We start from the raw sequence: 17,563 nt of genomic DNA, 5'->3' as shown, positions 1-17,563 counted from the left end.
GCCGCCGATCAGGAAGCCCGTGGCGCCACGCGGCTGCGCTGCCGCGCCACCTGCTCCGCAGCCCGTTTGCCGGCCAGGAAAGCATGGTCGGAATTGTAGTATTCCCACTCGCTGTAGCGGCCCGCCAGCAGGATATCGTGCTGGGCCAGCCAATCCCGGACGGTGGCCACATTGCGCGCGCGCTGGTGATCGTAGACCACGTAAGCGATCGGCATATCGACCTGGTTGGCCACCAGCACCTTGTCGTCAGCGCGCATGAAACCGACCTTGATGGCGTCTGCGATACAGCGCTGGATCAGCGCGTCGCCATCCAGCGGCAAGGGCTTCCACGGCGAGTAGGAAATCTCGCAAGTGAAGCCGAAGCCGCCTGGTGCATTGCATTCGCCGCTGGCATTTCCCTGCACGAAGATGCGGTGGAAAATGCTGTCTTCCGGATAGTAGATCCAGTGCTTGTCGGTGACACCCGTGCGTGCGATGCCGATATTCACGCAGCGGATCGAGATATGGCGCAATCCGCGTGCCGCTTCGCGCACTTCGGGTGGCGCTGCCGTGCCGATCAGCCGCACCAGTTCCGGCAGCGGCATGGTGCTGACCAGCTTTTCGTACTGGAAGCGCCGCCCATCGGCCAGGGTCACGGTATGCGCTTCCGGCAGCACCTGGGCCACTTCGGCGTTGAGCTCGATCTTGCCCCGGATATGCGGCAGGAAGCCATTCATCAACGCCTGGAAGCCGCCCTTGCGAGGGTAGCCGAAACGTGCATTCGGCCCCATCGGACGGGCCACCGGCTGCAGAGCGCCGTCGATGATCTCAGCCAGGTTGGGCAGCGGCACGCGGCCACCCAGCCATGAGGTTTCCATCTCGCTCAACGGCACGGTCCACAGCTTGCGGTTATAGGGGATCGCGAAATGCTTCGCAATACCCGCGCCCCACACCTTATAGATGAATTCCTCAAAACTTTGCGTCGTCTGTTCGCGTGCCTGCGGGCCGGCCCTGGCTGCTTCGGCACTGCCGTCTGCGCAGCAATCCTCCACTTCAGGGCTGGCGCAGGAAGGCGTCGCTGTTGCCTCGCCGTAGCGGGCTTCGATCGCCCCCAGGATGCATTCCTTGATCACGTCCGGCGGCAAGCCATAGAGCGCGCCCTGGAAGGGATAGCGGGTGTACACATCCTTGCTGTAAACCCAGGCTTCGCGCATTTGCCAATGCTGGTTCTCCCCCAGCAGCTTGTCGTACAGATCCAGCACGTATGGATCGTTGGAGAACATGATGTGCCCGGCATAGTCGAAAGTGAAGCCAGCGTCCTTGATCGAACGGCACCAGCCGCCGACGGAAGAATTGCGTTCCAGCAGCAGGTTGTCCGCGCCCACATGGTAGGCGGTGGACAAGCCGGTCGGGCCACCGCCAATCACTATGCTGCCGTAGTGCGGCGTGTTGGCTGGGCTGCGCAGCGGGTTGAGCTTGGCGGCCGCGCCGTCGGTATCGCCGGCCAGGCGTGCCGCTTTGCCTCCCGGCGCCGTCTGCGCCATCAGCGCAAGCATGTGTTCAGCCGTGGCATCCCATGAAGTGCGGGCCACCACATCACGCATGGCCTGTACCATGGCTGCGGCCTGCCCGGCACCCTGCGTCAACGCCGCCTCGCAGTGCGCAATGAACTCCTGGTGGTCATGGCCGATGGCCACGATGCCGCCATAGGGCTGTTCGACGTCGCGGATCGCCGTGCTCACAATCGGCAGTTCGGCCGCCATGTATTCCAGTACCTTGGTCGGACTGATGAAGCGCGTGGCCTCGTTCAGCGCAAACGGCAGCAGGCAAACGTCCCAGCCGGCAAGGAATTGCGGCAAGGCCTGGTAGGATTGCTGGCCGAGGTAATGGACGTTCCGGCGCTGCGGCAGCGAAGCAGGATCAATCTTGAACACCGGCCCTACCAGCACCAGCTGCCACGCGGGATGCGCATCGGCGATAGCGGCCACCAGGCCGGCGTCGAAACGCTCATCGATGACGCCGAAAAAGCCCAGGCGCGGATGCGGGATGGCCGCTTGCAGGGGGTGGTCATTGCTGCGTACCAGGGCCTGCCCGAAATGCGCGGCATCGACGCTGCTCGGGAAACAATGGGCATTGTCGTGGCGCGAGCGCTTGGCCTCAAACAGGCTGGGGCCGCCGGTAAACACCAGGTCGGCAATATTCAGCAAGGCCGTCTCGCGCTGCAGCAGCTGCTTGGGCGGATTCTTGAAGCCGCTCAGCTCGTCCATGCAATCGTAGATCACCAGCGAAGGGTGAAGGCCTTGCAGCAGCGGCAGCGCCATCGGCGTGTAGAACCAGACCAGCACCTGTTCGCCTTCCGGCGCCAGCGCCGACACCAAGGGTTGCAGCAAGGGGATCTGGTCATCATGGAAGCCGTGGGCCTGTACCGGCGTATGCGGCTGGCATACCGTCAGGTTGGGCGCGGGATGCGAGATGACCATGCGCGCCTCCCCTTCCTCATGCACCGGCTCTTCGACCACCACCACCTTGTAATGCTTGGCCAGGCGGGTGAGCAGGTGCTGGGGACGCTGGAACACGAAATCCCAGCGCAGGTGGCAAAATACGATCAAAGTCTGCATGTCACTCTCCTTGTTTTGACAGAGCCTGCCTGCCAGTCGAATCGATTGCTGCAATGCGTTGACACGCTGACGCGCGACTAACGTGCAACTAAGGCCCAACTAAGGCGCGTTGCGTGTCGCGGCGCTGATCTGTTCCAGCGGGATCTTGGGACTGCGGTCGGCATTCAGCAAGCCGTTCGTCTCCTGGAAGGTGTCGGCAAACTGGGTGTAGCAGAAACCGCTGAACATCGCGGTTTCGTTCACCACCTTGAGCAGGGCGCGGTAATGCTCGAGATACGCTTCCGCATTGTTCTGGCGCGAGTAGCCCCAGGTGTGGTGCTCGGGCGCATTGGGATCGAACGCAATGCCGCCAAACTCGGTCAACACGATCGGCTGGCCGCGGTGCGGGAAACCGTCCAGTGTCAGGATGCGTCCGCCGGGGCGGCGCTGGTCGAACAAGGTGCGCACCGGATCGGTGACTTCATAGCGCTGGCGTACCCGGTCCGGGTCGGGATCATAGTCATGGATGCCGAGAATATCGGTGGCCGACGCTTCCCAGCCATCGTTGCCGATGACCGGCCGTGTCGGGTCAAGCATGCGCGTCAGGTGATACAGCGCTTCCACCGCGTTGCGATGTGCCTGCACCGCCGTCAGGTTCGGCACACCCCAGGATTCATTGAACGGAACCCACACAATCACACTGGGATGGCTATAGTCGCGATCGATTGCTTCGCTCCATTCATGCACCAGGCGCGTCATGGAACGCGCGCTAAAGGCGTAGGCGGACGGCATTTCCTCCCAGACCAGCAGCCCGAGCCGGTCGGCCCAGTACAGGTAGCGCGGGTCTTCGATCTTCTGGTGCTTGCGCACGCCATTGAAGCCCATTGCCTTGGCCAGTTCGACATCGCGCCGCAGATCATTGTCGGAAGGCGCCGTCATCAAGCTGTCGACCCAGTAACCCTGGTCCAGCACGAGGCGCAATTGGTAGGGACGGCCGTTCAGCATGAAGCGGTCGCGGTTGATCGACACGGAACGCATCGCCGTATAGGAACGGACACGGTCCAGCAACTGGCCATTGGCATACAGCGTCAGCTCGGCATCAAGCAAGGTGGGACGCTCGGGGCTCCACAGCAGCTCATTGCGCGAGTCGTCAATGCCGGGGTCGGACAGGGCTATCTTGCGGTTGGCTTCCTGGCCCACCAGCAGGTAGCTGTCGGCGGCCAGCAGCCGCTGGCCGAGCCACACCCTGACCTCGACTGCCAGCTCGGCACAGGCGTCACCGCCGGCCAACACCTCGCAGCCCAGCTCGTAGCCATCGAAGATGGGGGTCCAGCGCAACTTGCGGATATAGGTGGCCGCCACGTTTTCGATCCACACGGTTTGCCAGATGCCGGTCGTGCGCGGATACCAGATCGAATGCGGCTCGCGCTGCCAGTCCTGTTTCCCGCGCGGCTTGGCCAGGTCGGCCGGATCGTCTTCCACCAACACAACCAGGGTTTGCTCGCCTTCGATCAGTTCATCCGTGATGTCGGCCGTGAAGGAGGTGTGGCCCCCTTCGTGTTCGGCCACCATATGGTTGTTGATCCATACCCGCGCCTGATAATCGACGGCACCAAAGTGCAGCAAGGTCCGCGCGCCGCGCTGCGCGACATTGAAACGGCAGCGGTACCAGCAGGCGGGATGAAAACCGGTATCGCCGATGCCGCTGGCGGCCGCTTCCGGTGCAAACGGAACGGTGATCTTGCGCGACCATGGAATCGGATCGGACGGCAGGCTGAACCTGTGCTCATCGTCGAATTCAAATTCCCATTCACCGTTCAGGCATTGCCATGCATCGCGGACCAGCTGGGGCCGCGGGTATTCGAATTGATTCATTGTTTCCCCTGCCCGAATTATTTTTCGTCGGGTCATCGTAGCAGCGGGAATGGTGCAGAGCGGTTTCGATACGAACTGGAAAAATTGTCGACGCCGCGCAGAGCGCCTTTAGCGATCAGGCGGCAAACCCGCCGCGCCGGGCTGGCGGCGCTCGCGTGGACTCGACATGACGCGTTTGATGATGAGCAGCGGAATGCGGCGCTGGACAAGATAGAGGTAGGCAGCCTTCGGACCGGCGATGCCCTGCATGGCGAGGCCGTGGTCGATCAAGGCCGCGGTAAAAACATCGTTGCGAAGATTGGCGCGGCCCTTCGTGTTCATGCGTGCCTCCTGTTCGCCGCATCCTACATCGGCAGCCCAAGTCACGCCAACACCTTGCCGCTGTTTACTGCTGATTACTGCTTTTGACTGCTGCTTACCGCGGCGAACCGCCCAGGATGCGTGCCGGCAGCATGACAATGGCGCGCAGGAGTTCGAACACCGCCTCGACACCAATGCCGAGCAGGCGCAGTGGCAGCATCAGCAGCCAGACGAATGGGTACAGGACCAGTGCCAGCAAGGCGAGCGGCCAGCACAGGAACAACAACAACAGCCATAAGATGAAACCGAACATCCCATTACCTCCGATTGAAGTTGAGGCAACTTTATAGCGGACGTCCGGCCCGGACAACGGACATGCGACCAAATGCGTTGGCAGGCGACGAGCTGCCAGAAAATGGGGACGAACTGCAAGCCCCGCCGGCGCGCGTATCGCGTGCCGGCGAAGTATCAGGTCCCGGCAAGCACGAGCGCCGCGTCCGCCAGCACCAGGCCCGCCTGCATAGTGGCTTGCAGGGACTGGATCTGGCCACCGGCGCGGTAGGCAAAGCTGAGCTGTACGGCCTTGCCGGCACGCACCCGCACCGGCTCGGCGAGCGGCAAGGTCATGTAGTGGTTCAGCCAGTCGATCGTGCTATTGCGCTCGGGCACTACGGCGAGGATATTCTTGGTGATGAAGCGCAGTGCGTTCAGTTGGCCGTCGCGTTCGGCGATGAACCGGCCTTCCCAGCGGTACAGCATTTCGTTGGGCTGGGTGAAATCGATCAGGGCATAGACCTGGGGCTGGGCCAGTTCCACTGTGCCGTTCTGGAGCTGTCCGGGCTGCTGGAATTGGACGATCGGGGCAATAAAGCCATCAAAATCGTAATCCTGCTGCACGGGCTGGACAGCCATCAGGACCGCTTCCGGCATGAATACCGGCAACGGGCCGCCGAAGCGTTGCAGGTAGCGCTGCTTGAAATGCTCGATCACCTCGACTTGCTTCTCGCGCAGCATGGCGACGTGGATCATTTCGCAGATCACCAGGTCGACCGGTTCCGGCGGCAGGTATTCGAAGGCGTCCGCGTGGACCACCTCGACGCGCGCGCCATTGTTGTTCATGGCGAGGAATTTGCGCGCTTCCTGCACCATCTCCGGGTTGAATTCGACGCAATAGACCTTTTCAGCCTTCTGTGCCGCGAAGAAGGACAGCACGCCGGTGCCGCCGCCCAGTTCCAGCACCTTCATGCCGGGCTTCACCACGTAATCGATGGCGGCCTTGAAGTTGTGCATGCGGTTGGCATCCATCAGCATATTGTGGTGGTAATGCACCGGGATGAACTGGCCGAGGTAGCAGCTTTCGATTTCGCGTTCGTTCAGCATGGCAGTGGCGCGGGCGCGCGGTGGGTTTTCGACAGTAGGATTGTCGCCCCAAGCGCATTTGGCCATTTGCACGATATGAAAGGGAAATACCGTCCTATTTGCCGCTGAGGTGCCGGCGGATTTGCTCGGCGATCCACGGTTTCTGGGCACGGATGGCGAACTGGGCGGCATTTTCACGCCAGGCACGGTCCTTGAGTTTGGCGTTGGCCCCCTCCTCCAGCAGCAGCTTGACCGCGTCTTCCTGGCCTTCACGGGCCGCCAGCATGAGCGGGGTGGTGCCGGTGGGCGACGCGGCGTCGATATAAGCGTGGCGCTCGAGCAGCAGTTTCATGATCTCGAGGTCGCCGGCTGCGGCTGCGTAATGCAGGGCGGTCCAGCCGGGACGGTTGACCTGTGCCCCCTTGCCTAACAGTGCCAGGACGGCAGCCTTGTTTTTTTGCAAAGCCGCCATCATCAGGGCGGTGTTGCCATTGGGAGATTGCGCATCGACTTTCAGCCCGGAATGGCTGAGCAGCAATCGGGCGACCTTCATCGCGTCGTTGCGCATGGCGATGATGAGGCCGGTTTCGCCGCGTTCCGGGTCGTGCAGGTTGGGATCCAGGCCCCGGGCGAGGATAGCTTTCACCGCCCGGTCGTCGTCGATCTGGACGGCCCGGAAGAAGGCGACCTTGTCGGCTTCCACATCGGTTTCCTCGGCTGCCGGGTTGGCATATAGCGGCCCGCCGAATGCCGCCAGCACCACGCCGGCCAGGAAGACGCTTGCCCGACGGCGGCTGGTCATCAGGCGGCAGCCTTGAAGAGCTCGAAGAAATTGGCCGACGTCTGCTCGGCGACTCTTTCCACCGGAACGCCCTTCAACTTGGCGATGAATTCCGCGACGTGCGCCACGTAGCCCGGTTCATTCATCCTGCCGCGATACGGCACTGGCGCCAGGTAAGGCGAATCGGTTTCGATCAACATGCGTTCCAGCGGCACTTCCAGTGCTACCGCCTGCAGCTCTTTCGCGCTCTTGAAGGTCACGATGCCGGAGAAGGAAATGTAGAAGCCCTGTTCCATCGAGGCGCGCGCGACTTCCAGCGATTCGGTAAAGCAGTGCATGACGCCGGCCACGCCGCCCTTGTCACTGCCGGCGCCTTCCTCGCGCATGATACGGATGGTGTCTTCCGAGGCCGAGCGGGTGTGGATGATCAAGGGCTTGCGCGAGGCGCGCGAGGCGCGGATATGGGTGCGGAAGCGTTCGCGCTGCCACTCCAGGTCACCCTCCAGGCGGTAATAATCCAGGCCGGTTTCACCGATGGCGACAATCTTGGGGTGCTTGGCCAACTCGACCAGTTGTTCGACGCCAGGTTCAGGCGTGTCCTCGTAATCGGGATGCACGCCGACCGAAGCGTAGATGTGCGGGTATTGCTCGGCCAACGCGAGTACGCGCGGAAAGTCCGGCAAGTCGACCGAGACGCACAGCGCGTGGCTGACTTTATTTTCCGCCATCTTGGCGAGGATTTCAGGCATCCGGGCGGCCAGCTCCGGGAAGTCGATATGGCAGTGGGAATCGATAAACATCCCGGCATTTTATCGAAAATTGCGGAACTTATCCGGAATGCGCCTGTCCAATGTCAAGACCGCGTGGATGCTGCCACGCCAAGTAGCGGAATCCAGGAACGCATGTCGAAAGCAGAAACCGAGATCGCAGCGTTGAAAAAATGCCAGAAGTCATTGCTTCAGGGGCAGGCCGAGTTACGCGCGACGATGGAACGCGGGTTTATTGAGCAGCGAACGGAAATGGCCGCATTGCGCAGTAGCATGGACGCAGGCTTCGCGGATCATCGAAACGCTATGGAGGCAGGCTTCACCGAGCTTCGACGTGCCTTGGAGCGCGCCTCAAGCGAAGAGCGTGCCGCGCGCGCCGAGTCGGTCAAAGAGCTACGCCAGGAGATGCAACGCGGATTTCGCTGGACCTTCAGCGCTTTGTTATCGATCCTGGCGCTGGTCCTGGGCATCATCGCCCGGCTGGCGGGCGCCTTTTAAGCGACGCGCTTGCCGAGGATGATCAGGTCGCGCTCGATGCCGTCGAGATTGGCGACGCGCGGCAGCTTGGCCCAGGTTTCGAAACCGAACTTCGCGAACAGCGCCAGCGATGGCTGGTTGTGGCCGAAGATGAAGCCGAGCACCGTGTGAACCTGCACCTGCGGCGCAAAAGCGATCGCTTCCTGCAGCGCATAGCGGCCCACGCCTTTGCCGCGCCAGTCTTCATCGATATAGATCGAGACCTCCGCCGTGCCCGAATAAGCCGGCCGGCCATAGAAGTTCGAATACGAAATCCAGCCGATGATGCCATCGCGGCCGGACTCCTCGATGACCCACAGCGGCCGGCGCGCCGGCTGGTGGTCGTGGAACCAGGGCAGGCGCGATTCGACCGACACCGGCTCGGTATCGGCAGTCACCTCGCGCGAGGCGATGGTGCTGTTGTAAATCGCGACTATGGTAGGTAAATCGTCGAGCGTGGCGAGGCGGTGGCGGAACTTCGTCATGCGTTACAGCGTGTGGGTGGCGCGGGACGAGCGCAGTGCGGCGCCCAGGATTTCCTCGATCCGCAGGCGGGTGCGGGTGCCGGTCTCGTCGTCCGGGAAATGCACGCCGATTCCTTGCGTCTTGTTGTTGGCCGCGCCGGGCGGCGTGATCCACACCACTTTGCCGGCAATCGCGTACTTGTTCGGATCGTCCATCAGCGTCAGCAACAGGTAAATCTCGTCGCCGATCTTGTACGGCTTCTGGGTCGGCACGAACATGCCGCCCTGCTTCAGGAAAGGCATATAGGCCGCATACAGGGCTGCCTTTTCCTTGATTGCGAGGGATAACACCGTTGGCCGGTTGACGGCTGCGGTGCCTGGATCGTTAGGGCTTGCGCTCATTTTTTCCTTTCTTCAGCTACAGCAAGCAGTGTAGTCAAGAAGCATATCTTCAATAAACAATTTCGGCGACAGCGGATGGTCGGATGTCGCGCGCCTTTCATTGGCGCCCTTGATCGCTCCCATCAGGCGGCTGATGTTCACCTTGTCCGCCAATCCGGCCAGCTCACGCTGGTACCGCGGATAATAACGGATGTTACCTGCAAGTTTGTACGAAAACAGGTCGTAAAGCCAGCGTTGTTGCCACGAAACCAAGGCACTCAGTGGTACTTTCTGCAATTTATCGGCAGTTTTCAGTGCGCCTTCCACACTTGGGCGGGCCAAATATTGCAAGAAAGCGTCCAATTCTTCCCGATTGCCCGTTTCGGAGGCAGCCACCGCGGCCAAGGGCGAGCCGCCCTGCTCGCGCAACCAGCTATCGGCGTCGGGCACGCCCTGCTCCTTGAGCCAGGCCAGCGCTTCGGCGTGCGACGGCATGGGCATGCTGAACTTGCGGCAGCGCGACAGGATGGTCGGCAGGACACGGTCCAGCCCGTTGGAGGACAGCAGGAAGACGGTGCCCGGAGGCGGCTCTTCCAGTGTTTTCAGCAGGGCATTCGAGGCCGGCATGTTCAGCGCTTCAGCCGGGTACAGCACCACCACGCGCAAGCCCTGGCGGTGGGTCGAAATATTCATGAAGTCGGCCAGGGCGCGGATCTGCTCGATCTTGATCTCTTTGGAAGGCGCTTTCTTGGCGGCCTTCTTATCTTCGCCCTCCTCGCCTTCCGCCGGCTCATCTTCGAACATCTCCGGCCGCACGCGGCGGTAGTCCGGGTGGCTGTGTTGCTGGAACCAGCCGCAGCTTGGGCATGCGCCGCAGGCATGGCCGTCCGGGCGCGCGTTTTCACACAGCAGCGCCTGGGCAAACTGTTCGATGAAGTCGGCCTTGCCGGTGCCATGCGCGCCATGGAACAGGATGGCATGCGGCATGCGCTGGCGCAGCTGCTGCAGCTGTTGCCAGGCGCCTTGCTGCCACGGGTAGACCTGGCCGCTCAAGCAAGCGCTCCCACGATCCTGGCCAGCTCGGCCTGGATGTCGGCAATGCTGCGGGTGGAGTCGATCACGCGGAAGCGCTGCGGCGCCTCCGCGGCGCGGCGCAGGTATTCGGCGCGGGTGGCCATGAAGAAGTCGGCCTTCTCGCGTTCGAAGCGGTCCAGGTCGCGGGTGGCGTCGAGGCGGGCGCGCGCCACTTCCAGCGGCACGTCGAACAGGATGGTCAGGTCCGGCTCCAGGTCGGGGTGCACCCAATGCGCCAGGATGTCGAGCTTTTCACGGCTGAGGCCGCGGCCACCGCCCTGGTAGGCGAAGCTGGCGTCGGTAAACCGGTCCGAAATGACCCAGGCGCCGCGCGCCAGGCCGGGTTCGATGACTTGCGCCAGGTGCTCGCGACGGCTGGCGAACACCAGCAGGGTTTCGGTTTCGACATGCATGGCCTGGTGCAGCCACAGTTCGCGCAGCTTTTCGCCCAGCGGGGTGCCGCCCGGTTCGCGCGAGCTGACCAGCTCCAGGCCGCGTGCCTTGACCAGCTCGCCGACAAACTGGATATGGGTCGACTTGCCGGCACCGTCGATGCCTTCAAAAGTGATGAATTTACCGCGTGTTGTCATTGTTATTGCTTTTGATACTGGTTGACCGCCCGGTTATGGTCGGTCAGGTTGTCGGAGAACTGGCTGGTGCCATTGCCGCGCGCCACAAAGTACAGCGCGCCCGATTTGGCCGGGGCCAGCGCGGCCGCCAGCGAGGCGACGCCCGGCAGCGAGATCGGGGTCGGCGGCAGGCCCACCCGGGTATAGGTATTGTACGGGGTGTCGGTTTCCAGGTCTTTCTTGCGGATATTGCCGTCGAACTTGGGCCCGATGCCGTAAATGACGGTCGGGTCGGTCTGCAGCAGCATGCCCAGCTTGAGGCGGTTCACGAACACGGCGGCAATCATATTGCGCTCGGACTTCTGGCCGGTTTCCTTCTCCACGATGGAAGCCATGGTCAGCGCCTCGTAGGGGTTTTTATACGGCAAGCCGGGATCGCGTTTGCCCCACGCCTCGTCCAGGCGCTTCATCAGCATGCTGTGCGATTGGCGGAAGATGGCCAGTTCGCTGGAATTCTTGGCAAACAGATAAGTATCAGGGAAGAACAGGCCTTCGGGATCCTTGAAATCGGGATTGATGCGCGCCATCAGCTCGCGGTCGCTGAGCTCGGCTGTATCGTGCTTCAGGCCGCTATGCGCGGCAATCGCCTGGCGCATCTGGCGGAAGGTCCAGCCCTCGATGATGGTCAACGATTCCTGGGCGAACTCGCCACGCACCAGTTGGCCGATCAGGCGCATCGGCGTTGTGCCAGGTTTCAGCTCGTACGTGCCAGCCTTTAGCTGGCCGCTCTTGCCAGTCACCCGCGCCAGCAGGTTGAACATCAGCGGCTGGATCGGCACGCCGGCGGCGACCATTTGCTGCCCGGCGGCGCTGGCACCACTGCCTTTGCTGATCGTGAATTCTATGGCCGGTTCCTGGCCAATGACCGGCTGGCCCGCCCACCAGGCAAACCCGCCCATGGCCCCGGCCACGGCCAACATTCCCAGTGCGATCGACTTCTTGATAAACGCCATTTCCAAATGCCCGTTCGGTAACTCAATCTTGAACCAGTTTCAGCCTGGACGACAGCCTTTTCCAAGCCCCCGGCGGAATTTGCGCGGGATCACTATAATGAAGGCCGTAATGATAATGCTTTCATCGCCAGAATACGGAACTTTATGAATAACTGGAATCAACTTTTAACACAGGAACACGAAACCCTGACCACCAGCCAGCTGGCAAGCGGTTTTGTCGCCCCGCTGGGCGACCAGGGACTGATCGCTTTTACCGGCGAAGAATCGGCCAGCTTCCTGCATAAGCAGTTGACCAACGACGTCGAACACCTGGGGCTGGGCGAGGTGCGCCTGGCCGGCTATTGCTCGCCCAAGGGCCGCATGCTGGCGTCCTTCCTGATGTGGAAGACAGCAGAATCGATCTTCCTGCAACTGCCGCGCGCGATCCAGCCGGCGGTGCAGAAACGCTTGCAGATGTTCATCCTGCGCAGCAAGACCAAGCCGGCCGACGTCACGGAGCAATACGTGACCTTGGCCCTCGGCGGCGGCGATGCGGAAGCGGTGCTGCAGACCTGGTTCGACGTGCTGCCGGCCAAGCCGTTCAGCAAGATCGATCATCCGCTTGGCACCGTGCTGCGCGTGGCCGACGCCTTCGGCGCGCCGCGCTACCTGTGGCTGGCTGCGGCGGACACCGCCTCCATGGCCGCTTCCATGCTGAAGGACCGCCTGCTGGTGGGCGGCAATGAAGCCTGGCGCCTGTCCGAGATCCATGCAGGCGTGCCGCAGGTCGGCCCGGGCACCCAGGAGCAGTTTGTGCCGCAGATGGTCAACTTCGAACTGCTGGGTGGCGTGAACTTCAAGAAAGGCTGTTATCCGGGCCAGGAAATCGTGGCCCGCAGCCAATACCTCGGCAAGCTGAAACGCCGCACCGCTCTGGCATCCATCGCCGACGCGTCGGTGGCGCCGGGGGCCGAAGTCTTCGCGCCGGCCGATCCGGCGCAACCGTGCGGCATGGTGGTCAACACGGCGCGCAATGGCGCGGGCGGTGTTGATGCCCTGGTGGAAATGAAGCTGGACGCGCTGGAAGCAGGCGACGTGCGCTTTGGCTCGGCCAGCGGGCCGGCCTTGCAGTTCAAGCCCCTGCCCTACGCGCTGGATAAGCTCGACGTCTGAACATGGACCTCTACGTGTATTACAAGGTGCAGGCCGCACAGGCGGCTGGCCTGCAGGGGGCGGTCGTCGCCATGCAGTCAGCGCTGTCGGTGGCGCATGGGGTGGCGGCGCAGCTTAAGCGCCGCCCCTTGGCCCCTGATGGCGTGCAGACCTGGATGGAAGTGTATCCAGCGATCGCCGGCGATGCTTTCGTGGCCGCGCTCGACGCCGCCGTGGCGCAAGCCGGCCTGGCGCGCTGGACCAGCGGGCCGCGCCATGTTGAACTCTTCGAGGATTTGCCGCCATGTGCCTGATCGTATTTGCCTGGCAGGTGGTGCCCGGGGTGCCGCTGATTGCCGCGGCCAACCGCGATGAATTCTACGACCGCGATACGACGCCGGCCGCGCCATGGCCGGATGCGCCGCATATTTACGCGGGACGGGATCTGAAGGCCGGCGGCAGCTGGATGGGAATTACGCGCCCCGAAGCCGGCCAGGGCGGGCCTTCGCGCTTTGCCGCGATCACCAACGTGCGCAATCCGCAGGAGCACAATCCGCTGGCGCCATCACGCGGCCAGCTGGTGGCCGATTTCCTGGCAGGCGCCACGACGGCGCAGGAGTATGTGGCGCAGGTCGCCCCGGCCGCTGGCGAGTACAACGGTTTCAACCTGGTCCTGTGCGACGGCCAGGAGCTGGTCTGGTACTCGAACAAGGGAAATGACGACCCGCGCAACGGCCAACCGCTGGAACCGGGGATTTATGGCCTGTCGAACGCCCTGCTCGACTCGGCATGGCCGAAGGTGCTGAAGACGAAGGCGCAATTCGCCAGCCTGCTGTGTCTGGGCGCCCCGGCAGACGCCTACTTCGAGATGTTGTCGGACACGACCCGCGCGCCGGACATGCGCTTGCCGGAAACCGGCGTCCCGCTGGAACTTGAACGCTTGCTGTCGGCAGTGAAAATCGAATCGCCCAACTACGGCACGCGCAGTTCCACCGTCGTCAAGCTGTATTCCGACGCACCGGCGGAGCTGCACGAAGTCCAGATCCGTTAAGGCAGCTGCTCCCGCACGCAGGATGGTTTTTCCTTGCCCTGGCGGGAACAGGAAATCAGGGTGCGGGTACCGGTATCGATGGCGTAGAAATGGGTCGGGCCGTTGGTCGTGGCGGGCGCCGCGGCGGCAGCCGGCCATTGCATGCCCGGGCTGCCGACCTGGGCCTGCGCGACCTGGATCGGGCTGATGGAACCGGCGAGGAAGCCCGCGCCAAACACTGCGCAAACAGCGAGCGCGATGATCGAACGTTTCATTTTCAACTCCTAGAATTCGTAGTGCATTTCGATGTGGGGAATACCCGCTTCGTGGAAGACATCACCTGCCATGGCGAAACCGTGGGCCAGGTAAAACGCCGCCGCGTGGGTCTGGGCGCTGAGGACAACCTTGCCGTCGCCGCGCTCGCGGGCCTTCTCCATCAGGCCTTCAAGGATCGCGCCGCCGACGCCCGCACCGCGCGCGCTGCGCAGCACCGCCATGCGCCCGATATGGCCATCGGGCAGCAGGCGGCCGGTGCCGAGCGCCTTGCCCGCGGCATCGTATGCCACCGCGTGCAGGCAGAGGGCATCCCTGTCGTCCATTTCCAGGTCGGCCGGCACGTTCTGTTCCTGCACGAAGACTTCCATGCGGATCGGTTTTGCATCGGCCTGCATGGCGGCCCAATCGCCAAAGCGGAGTGTTGTCGTCATGCCGCGCATTCTCTCACAACATTGCGCGCAAGGCCTCACGAACCTGCGGCGTAGCCGCGTACGGATCGGCCGGATTGTCCTGTGCCACCATGTCGCGTGCCCGCTGCGCCACCCCGTCCAGCGCCTGAGGGTGGGTGAAGATGTAGAACCTGCCGTCGGCGATGGCAGCAAAGGTCAGTTGCGCCACGTCTTGCGCGGACACCTTGCCCGAGGTGACGGCCTTGCTCACCATGGCCTGCGCCGCCATCTGGCTGGCGGTCGGCTTGCCCTCCATCGGCGTGTCGCCGGGCCGGTTGCGGTGCGACTGGTGGATGCCGGTCGGGACGAAGAATGGGCACAGCACCGAGGCGCTGATCGGCGCCTGCACCAGCGACAGATCGTGATACAGGCTCTCCGTCAACGCCACGACCGCGTGCTTGGACACGTTGTAGACGCCCATCACCGGCGGGCAGAGCACGCCGGCCATCGACGAGGTATTGACGATGTGGCCTTCATAATCCGGGTCGCGCCTGGCGCATTCAAGCATCAGCGGCGTGAAGACGCGTACGCCGTGGATCACGCCCGACACGTTCACGCCCATCACCCAATCCCAATCCGCTTCGGTCGCTTCCCACAGCAGGCCGCCGAAGCCGACGCCGGCGTTGTTGAAGACCAGGTGCACCGCGCCGAACTCGCGCATCGCCGCATCGGCCAGCGCCTGCACTTCAGACGACTTGCGTACGTCGCAGCGTACGGCCACGACCTGGGCGCCCTGCCCGCGCAATTCCGCGGCGGTGGCGTCAAGCGCGTCCTGCTGCACGTCGGCCAGCACCAGCTTCATGCCGAGCGAATGGGCTTTCAGCGCGAACTCGCGGCCAAAGCCGCTGGCGCCACCGGTGATTACTGCGACCTTGCCTTGGAAGTTTTTCATGGAGTGAGTTTCACAAGTTGTTTGCCGAAGTTGTGGCCTTGCAGCAGGCCGATAAGGGCGTCCGGCGCGGAGGCCAAGCCCTGGGAAATCGTTTCGCGGTATTTCAGCTTGCCCGCTGCGACCAGCCTGCCCATTTCAGACAGGCCTTGCGGCCACATATCCATATGTTCGGTGACGATGAAGCCGCGCAGCGTGATGCGGCTCAGGAGCAGTTTCTTGGCGTTGCGGATCGGGATCTCGGCGCCGGTGTAGCCGGCCAGCAGGCCGCACAGGGCAACGCGGGCGAAGGCATTGGTGCGGCCCAGCGCGGTGTCGAAGACTTCGCCGCCGACATTTTCAAAGATGGCGTCGATGCCGCCGGGCGTGGCCGCCGCCAGCTCGGCCTTCAGGTTGCCGCCCTTGTAGTCGACGCAGGCATCGAAGCCCAGTTCCTTGACCACGTAATCGCATTTCGCTTTGCCGCCGGCGATGCCGACCGCCCGGCAGCCGGCCAGCTTGGCCAGTTGGCCGACCGCGCTGCCCACCGCACCGCTGGCGGCCGATACCACCACGGTTTCGCCCAGCTTCGGACGCAGGATCTCATGCATGCCATACCAGGCGGTCATGCCGGGCATGCCGACCACGCCCAAGTGGGCCGATGGCGGGATCGCGCCGGTGTCGACCTTGCGCAGTCCGGCGCCATCGGACAACCCCATCTCGGCCCAGCCGAACATGCCGGCCACGAACTCGCCGACGGCGAAATGGGCGTTGCGCGACCCGATCACCTCACCCACGGTGCCGCCGATCATGGTCTGGTCGAGCGGCTGCGGCGCGGCGTAGCTTTTGGCGTCGCTCATGCGCCCGCGCATATACGGGTCCAGCGACAGGTAATGGTTGCGCACCAGGACCTGGCCCTCGGCCAGCGCCGGCACGTCCACTTCTTCAAGCCGGAAATTTTCCGGCACGACGACACCGCGCGGGCGCGAGGCCAGCACGATGCGATGATACTTAGTCATGCAAACTCCTTAGACTGCCGAGACCCCGCCATCCACTGCCAGGACCTGGCCGGTAATGTGCCGGCCGGCGTCGGAAGCGAACAGCGCAACCGCGCCCTTCAAGTCCTCCTCGCCGCCCAGGCGCTGCAGCGGTGCTGCCGCCGCCAGCTTGTCTTCACCCATGGCCTTGATCACGCCAGCGCTCAGCTTCGAAGGGAAGAATCCCGGCGCCAAAGCATTGACGTTGATGCCGTACTCGCCCCATTCGCCGGCAAGGGCGCGGGTGAAATTGATCAAGGCCGCCTTGGACGTATTGTAAGCGACGGTCTTCATGGTGCCGGGGCCATTGCCTGCCAGGCCGGCGATCGATGCGATATTGATAATGCGGCCGGAGCGGCGCGGGATCATGGAACGCTTGCCGACCGCTTGCGACAGCAGGAAGATGCTGCGCACGTTCAGGTTCATCACCTTGTCCCAGGCTTCCAGCGGATAGTCTTCCGCGGGAGCGCCCCAGGTGGCGCCGGCATTGTTGACCAGGATGTCGATATGGCCGCCCAACGCGTGCAGCGCAGCGTCCACCAGCGGATCGATCGACGCTTCCTTGCCCAGGTCGGCGGCGATGGCGAAGGCTTCGACGCCGCGCTCCTGCAACACGGCAACTGCCTCGTCCAGGTCGGCCTGCTTGCGCGAGGTGAGCACCACCTTGGCGCCCAACTCACCCAGCGCCAGGGCCATTTGCAGGCCCAGGCCGCGCGAGCCGCCGGTGACCAGTGCGGTTTTGCCTGCGAGGTCGAAGAGTTCCTGGGTAGTTCGCATGTTCGAGTCCTTATAGTGAGTAATCCATGCACTGGCGCGCCTCGCGCACAGCGCCGAAGAATGGCTTAAGAGCCTGGTGCTGCGGGTGCGACTGGTATGCGTCGAGCGCTTCCTTGTTTTCGAATTCGGAGTACAGCACGACGTCGTAGGTGGCCTCCAGGCCCGGTTCGGCAATGCCCACCTCCAGTGTCAGGATGCCGGGCACGATGCCGGCGCAGGCCAGCAATTGCTGCTTCATCCTGGCGGCATTGGTGGCGCGGTCGGCGCCTTCGGCGTGCTCTTTCAGCTTCCACATGACGATGTGCTTGATCATTCGCTAA

The 17,563-nt window shown here is 63.1% G+C and carries 22 protein-coding genes; 4 read left to right on the top strand and 18 right to left on the bottom strand.

Annotation, left to right across the window (positions count from 1 at the left end; translation table 11 throughout):
* Positions 1–8: 8 nt before the first annotated feature.
* From BM269_RS14570 to BM269_RS14540, 7 genes are all read right to left on the bottom strand, one after another.
* A complete protein-coding gene (locus BM269_RS14570) occupies positions 9–2,597 on the bottom strand; it encodes an FAD-dependent oxidoreductase (protein ID WP_090437877.1) in 2,589 nt (862 codons plus the stop codon).
* Between the two features lie 99 nt (positions 2,598–2,696).
* Complete coding sequence (locus BM269_RS14565; RefSeq protein ID WP_090437875.1) at positions 2,697–4,451, bottom strand: glycoside hydrolase family 2 protein; 1,755 nt, start codon at positions 4,449–4,451, stop codon at positions 2,697–2,699.
* A 108-nt stretch (positions 4,452–4,559) separates the two neighbouring features.
* Entirely contained in the window at positions 4,560–4,772 is a 213-nt protein-coding gene (locus BM269_RS14560; RefSeq protein WP_090437873.1) for a hypothetical protein, read from the bottom strand.
* A 94-nt stretch (positions 4,773–4,866) separates the two neighbouring features.
* On the bottom strand, positions 4,867–5,064 hold the full coding sequence (locus tag BM269_RS14555) for a hypothetical protein (protein ID WP_090437871.1): 198 nt from the start codon (positions 5,062–5,064) through the stop codon (positions 4,867–4,869).
* Between the two features lie 155 nt (positions 5,065–5,219).
* Positions 5,220–6,131 carry a class I SAM-dependent methyltransferase gene (locus tag BM269_RS14550; protein WP_090437968.1) on the bottom strand — a complete coding sequence of 304 codons (912 nt, stop codon included), beginning with the start codon at positions 6,129–6,131 and terminating at the stop codon, positions 5,220–5,222.
* Between the two features lie 94 nt (positions 6,132–6,225).
* The gene (locus tag BM269_RS14545) at positions 6,226–6,912 is read right to left on the bottom strand and encodes an ankyrin repeat domain-containing protein (protein ID WP_090437869.1); all 687 of its coding nucleotides are present in this window, start codon (positions 6,910–6,912) and stop codon (positions 6,226–6,228) included.
* Positions 6,912–7,691, bottom strand: coding sequence for a TatD family hydrolase (locus BM269_RS14540; RefSeq protein ID WP_090437867.1), 780 nt, complete (start codon positions 7,689–7,691; stop codon positions 6,912–6,914). Before BM269_RS14540 ends, BM269_RS14545 begins: the two co-directional genes overlap by 1 nt.
* Positions 7,692–7,793: 102 nt before the next feature.
* Here BM269_RS14540 and BM269_RS14535 point away from each other — a divergent pair, with 102 nt between their 5' ends.
* Positions 7,794–8,156: a hypothetical protein gene (locus BM269_RS14535; RefSeq protein ID WP_090437865.1), complete on the top strand. Its 363-nt coding sequence runs from the start codon at positions 7,794–7,796 to the stop codon at positions 8,154–8,156.
* On the opposite strand, the gene BM269_RS14530 is transcribed toward BM269_RS14535, so the two are convergent.
* The 5 genes from BM269_RS14530 to mltG are packed head-to-tail and all read right to left on the bottom strand — an operon-like array spanning position 8,153 to position 11,675.
* Complete coding sequence (locus tag BM269_RS14530) at positions 8,153–8,659, bottom strand: GNAT family N-acetyltransferase (RefSeq protein WP_090437863.1); 507 nt, start codon at positions 8,657–8,659, stop codon at positions 8,153–8,155. The genes BM269_RS14535 and BM269_RS14530 overlap by 4 nt on opposite strands.
* Before the next feature lie 3 nt (positions 8,660–8,662).
* On the bottom strand, positions 8,663–9,040 hold the full coding sequence (locus BM269_RS14525) for a PilZ domain-containing protein (protein ID WP_090437861.1): 378 nt from the start codon (positions 9,038–9,040) through the stop codon (positions 8,663–8,665).
* A gap of 12 nt (positions 9,041–9,052) precedes the next feature.
* Positions 9,053–10,072 carry a DNA polymerase III subunit delta' gene (locus BM269_RS14520; RefSeq protein WP_090437858.1) on the bottom strand — a complete coding sequence of 340 codons (1,020 nt, stop codon included), beginning with the start codon at positions 10,070–10,072 and terminating at the stop codon, positions 9,053–9,055.
* The gene (gene tmk / locus BM269_RS14515) at positions 10,069–10,683 is read right to left on the bottom strand and encodes a dTMP kinase (protein WP_090437856.1); all 615 of its coding nucleotides are present in this window, start codon (positions 10,681–10,683) and stop codon (positions 10,069–10,071) included. The genes BM269_RS14520 and tmk overlap by 4 nt, the downstream gene beginning before the upstream one ends.
* 2 nt (positions 10,684–10,685) lie before the next feature.
* Positions 10,686–11,675 (bottom strand): endolytic transglycosylase MltG, encoded by a 990-nt coding sequence (mltG, locus tag BM269_RS14510; RefSeq protein ID WP_090437854.1) that lies wholly within the window; start codon positions 11,673–11,675, stop codon positions 10,686–10,688.
* A 144-nt stretch (positions 11,676–11,819) separates the two neighbouring features.
* Here mltG and BM269_RS14505 point away from each other — a divergent pair, with 144 nt between their 5' ends.
* The 3 genes from BM269_RS14505 to BM269_RS14495 are packed head-to-tail and all read left to right on the top strand — an operon-like array spanning position 11,820 to position 13,857.
* On the top strand, positions 11,820–12,827 hold the full coding sequence (locus BM269_RS14505) for a CAF17-like 4Fe-4S cluster assembly/insertion protein YgfZ (protein ID WP_090437852.1): 1,008 nt from the start codon (positions 11,820–11,822) through the stop codon (positions 12,825–12,827).
* A gap of 2 nt (positions 12,828–12,829) precedes the next feature.
* Positions 12,830–13,120, top strand: coding sequence for a DUF4936 family protein (locus BM269_RS14500; protein WP_090437850.1), 291 nt, complete (start codon positions 12,830–12,832; stop codon positions 13,118–13,120).
* Complete coding sequence (locus BM269_RS14495) at positions 13,111–13,857, top strand: NRDE family protein (protein ID WP_090437848.1); 747 nt, start codon at positions 13,111–13,113, stop codon at positions 13,855–13,857. The genes BM269_RS14500 and BM269_RS14495 overlap by 10 nt, the downstream gene beginning before the upstream one ends.
* Here BM269_RS14495 and BM269_RS14490 read toward each other — a convergent pair.
* The 6 genes from BM269_RS14490 to BM269_RS14465 are packed head-to-tail and all read right to left on the bottom strand — an operon-like array spanning position 13,854 to position 17,556.
* Positions 13,854–14,111 carry a hypothetical protein gene (locus BM269_RS14490; RefSeq protein ID WP_090437846.1) on the bottom strand — a complete coding sequence of 86 codons (258 nt, stop codon included), beginning with the start codon at positions 14,109–14,111 and terminating at the stop codon, positions 13,854–13,856. The genes BM269_RS14495 and BM269_RS14490 overlap by 4 nt on opposite strands.
* Positions 14,112–14,120: 9 nt before the next feature.
* Positions 14,121–14,543, bottom strand: a complete 423-nt coding sequence (locus BM269_RS14485) for a GNAT family N-acetyltransferase (protein WP_090437966.1) — start codon at positions 14,541–14,543, stop codon at positions 14,121–14,123.
* Between the two features lie 13 nt (positions 14,544–14,556).
* Entirely contained in the window at positions 14,557–15,453 is an 897-nt protein-coding gene (locus tag BM269_RS14480; protein WP_090437844.1) for an SDR family oxidoreductase, read from the bottom strand.
* The gene (locus BM269_RS14475) at positions 15,450–16,448 is read right to left on the bottom strand and encodes an NADP-dependent oxidoreductase (RefSeq protein WP_090437842.1); all 999 of its coding nucleotides are present in this window, start codon (positions 16,446–16,448) and stop codon (positions 15,450–15,452) included. Before BM269_RS14475 ends, BM269_RS14480 begins: the two co-directional genes overlap by 4 nt.
* Before the next feature lie 9 nt (positions 16,449–16,457).
* On the bottom strand, positions 16,458–17,243 hold the full coding sequence (locus BM269_RS14470; RefSeq protein ID WP_090437840.1) for an SDR family oxidoreductase: 786 nt from the start codon (positions 17,241–17,243) through the stop codon (positions 16,458–16,460).
* A gap of 10 nt (positions 17,244–17,253) precedes the next feature.
* Positions 17,254–17,556 (bottom strand): Dabb family protein, encoded by a 303-nt coding sequence (locus BM269_RS14465; RefSeq protein ID WP_090437838.1) that lies wholly within the window; start codon positions 17,554–17,556, stop codon positions 17,254–17,256.
* Positions 17,557–17,563: the final 7 nt, after the last annotated feature.

Source organism: Duganella sp. CF458 (assembly GCF_900113115.1).
Taxonomy (GTDB): Bacteria; Pseudomonadota; Gammaproteobacteria; order Burkholderiales; family Burkholderiaceae_D; genus Rugamonas.
The sequence above is the reverse complement of the archived record's forward strand: the minus strand, read 5'-3'. Positions and strand labels throughout refer to the sequence as shown.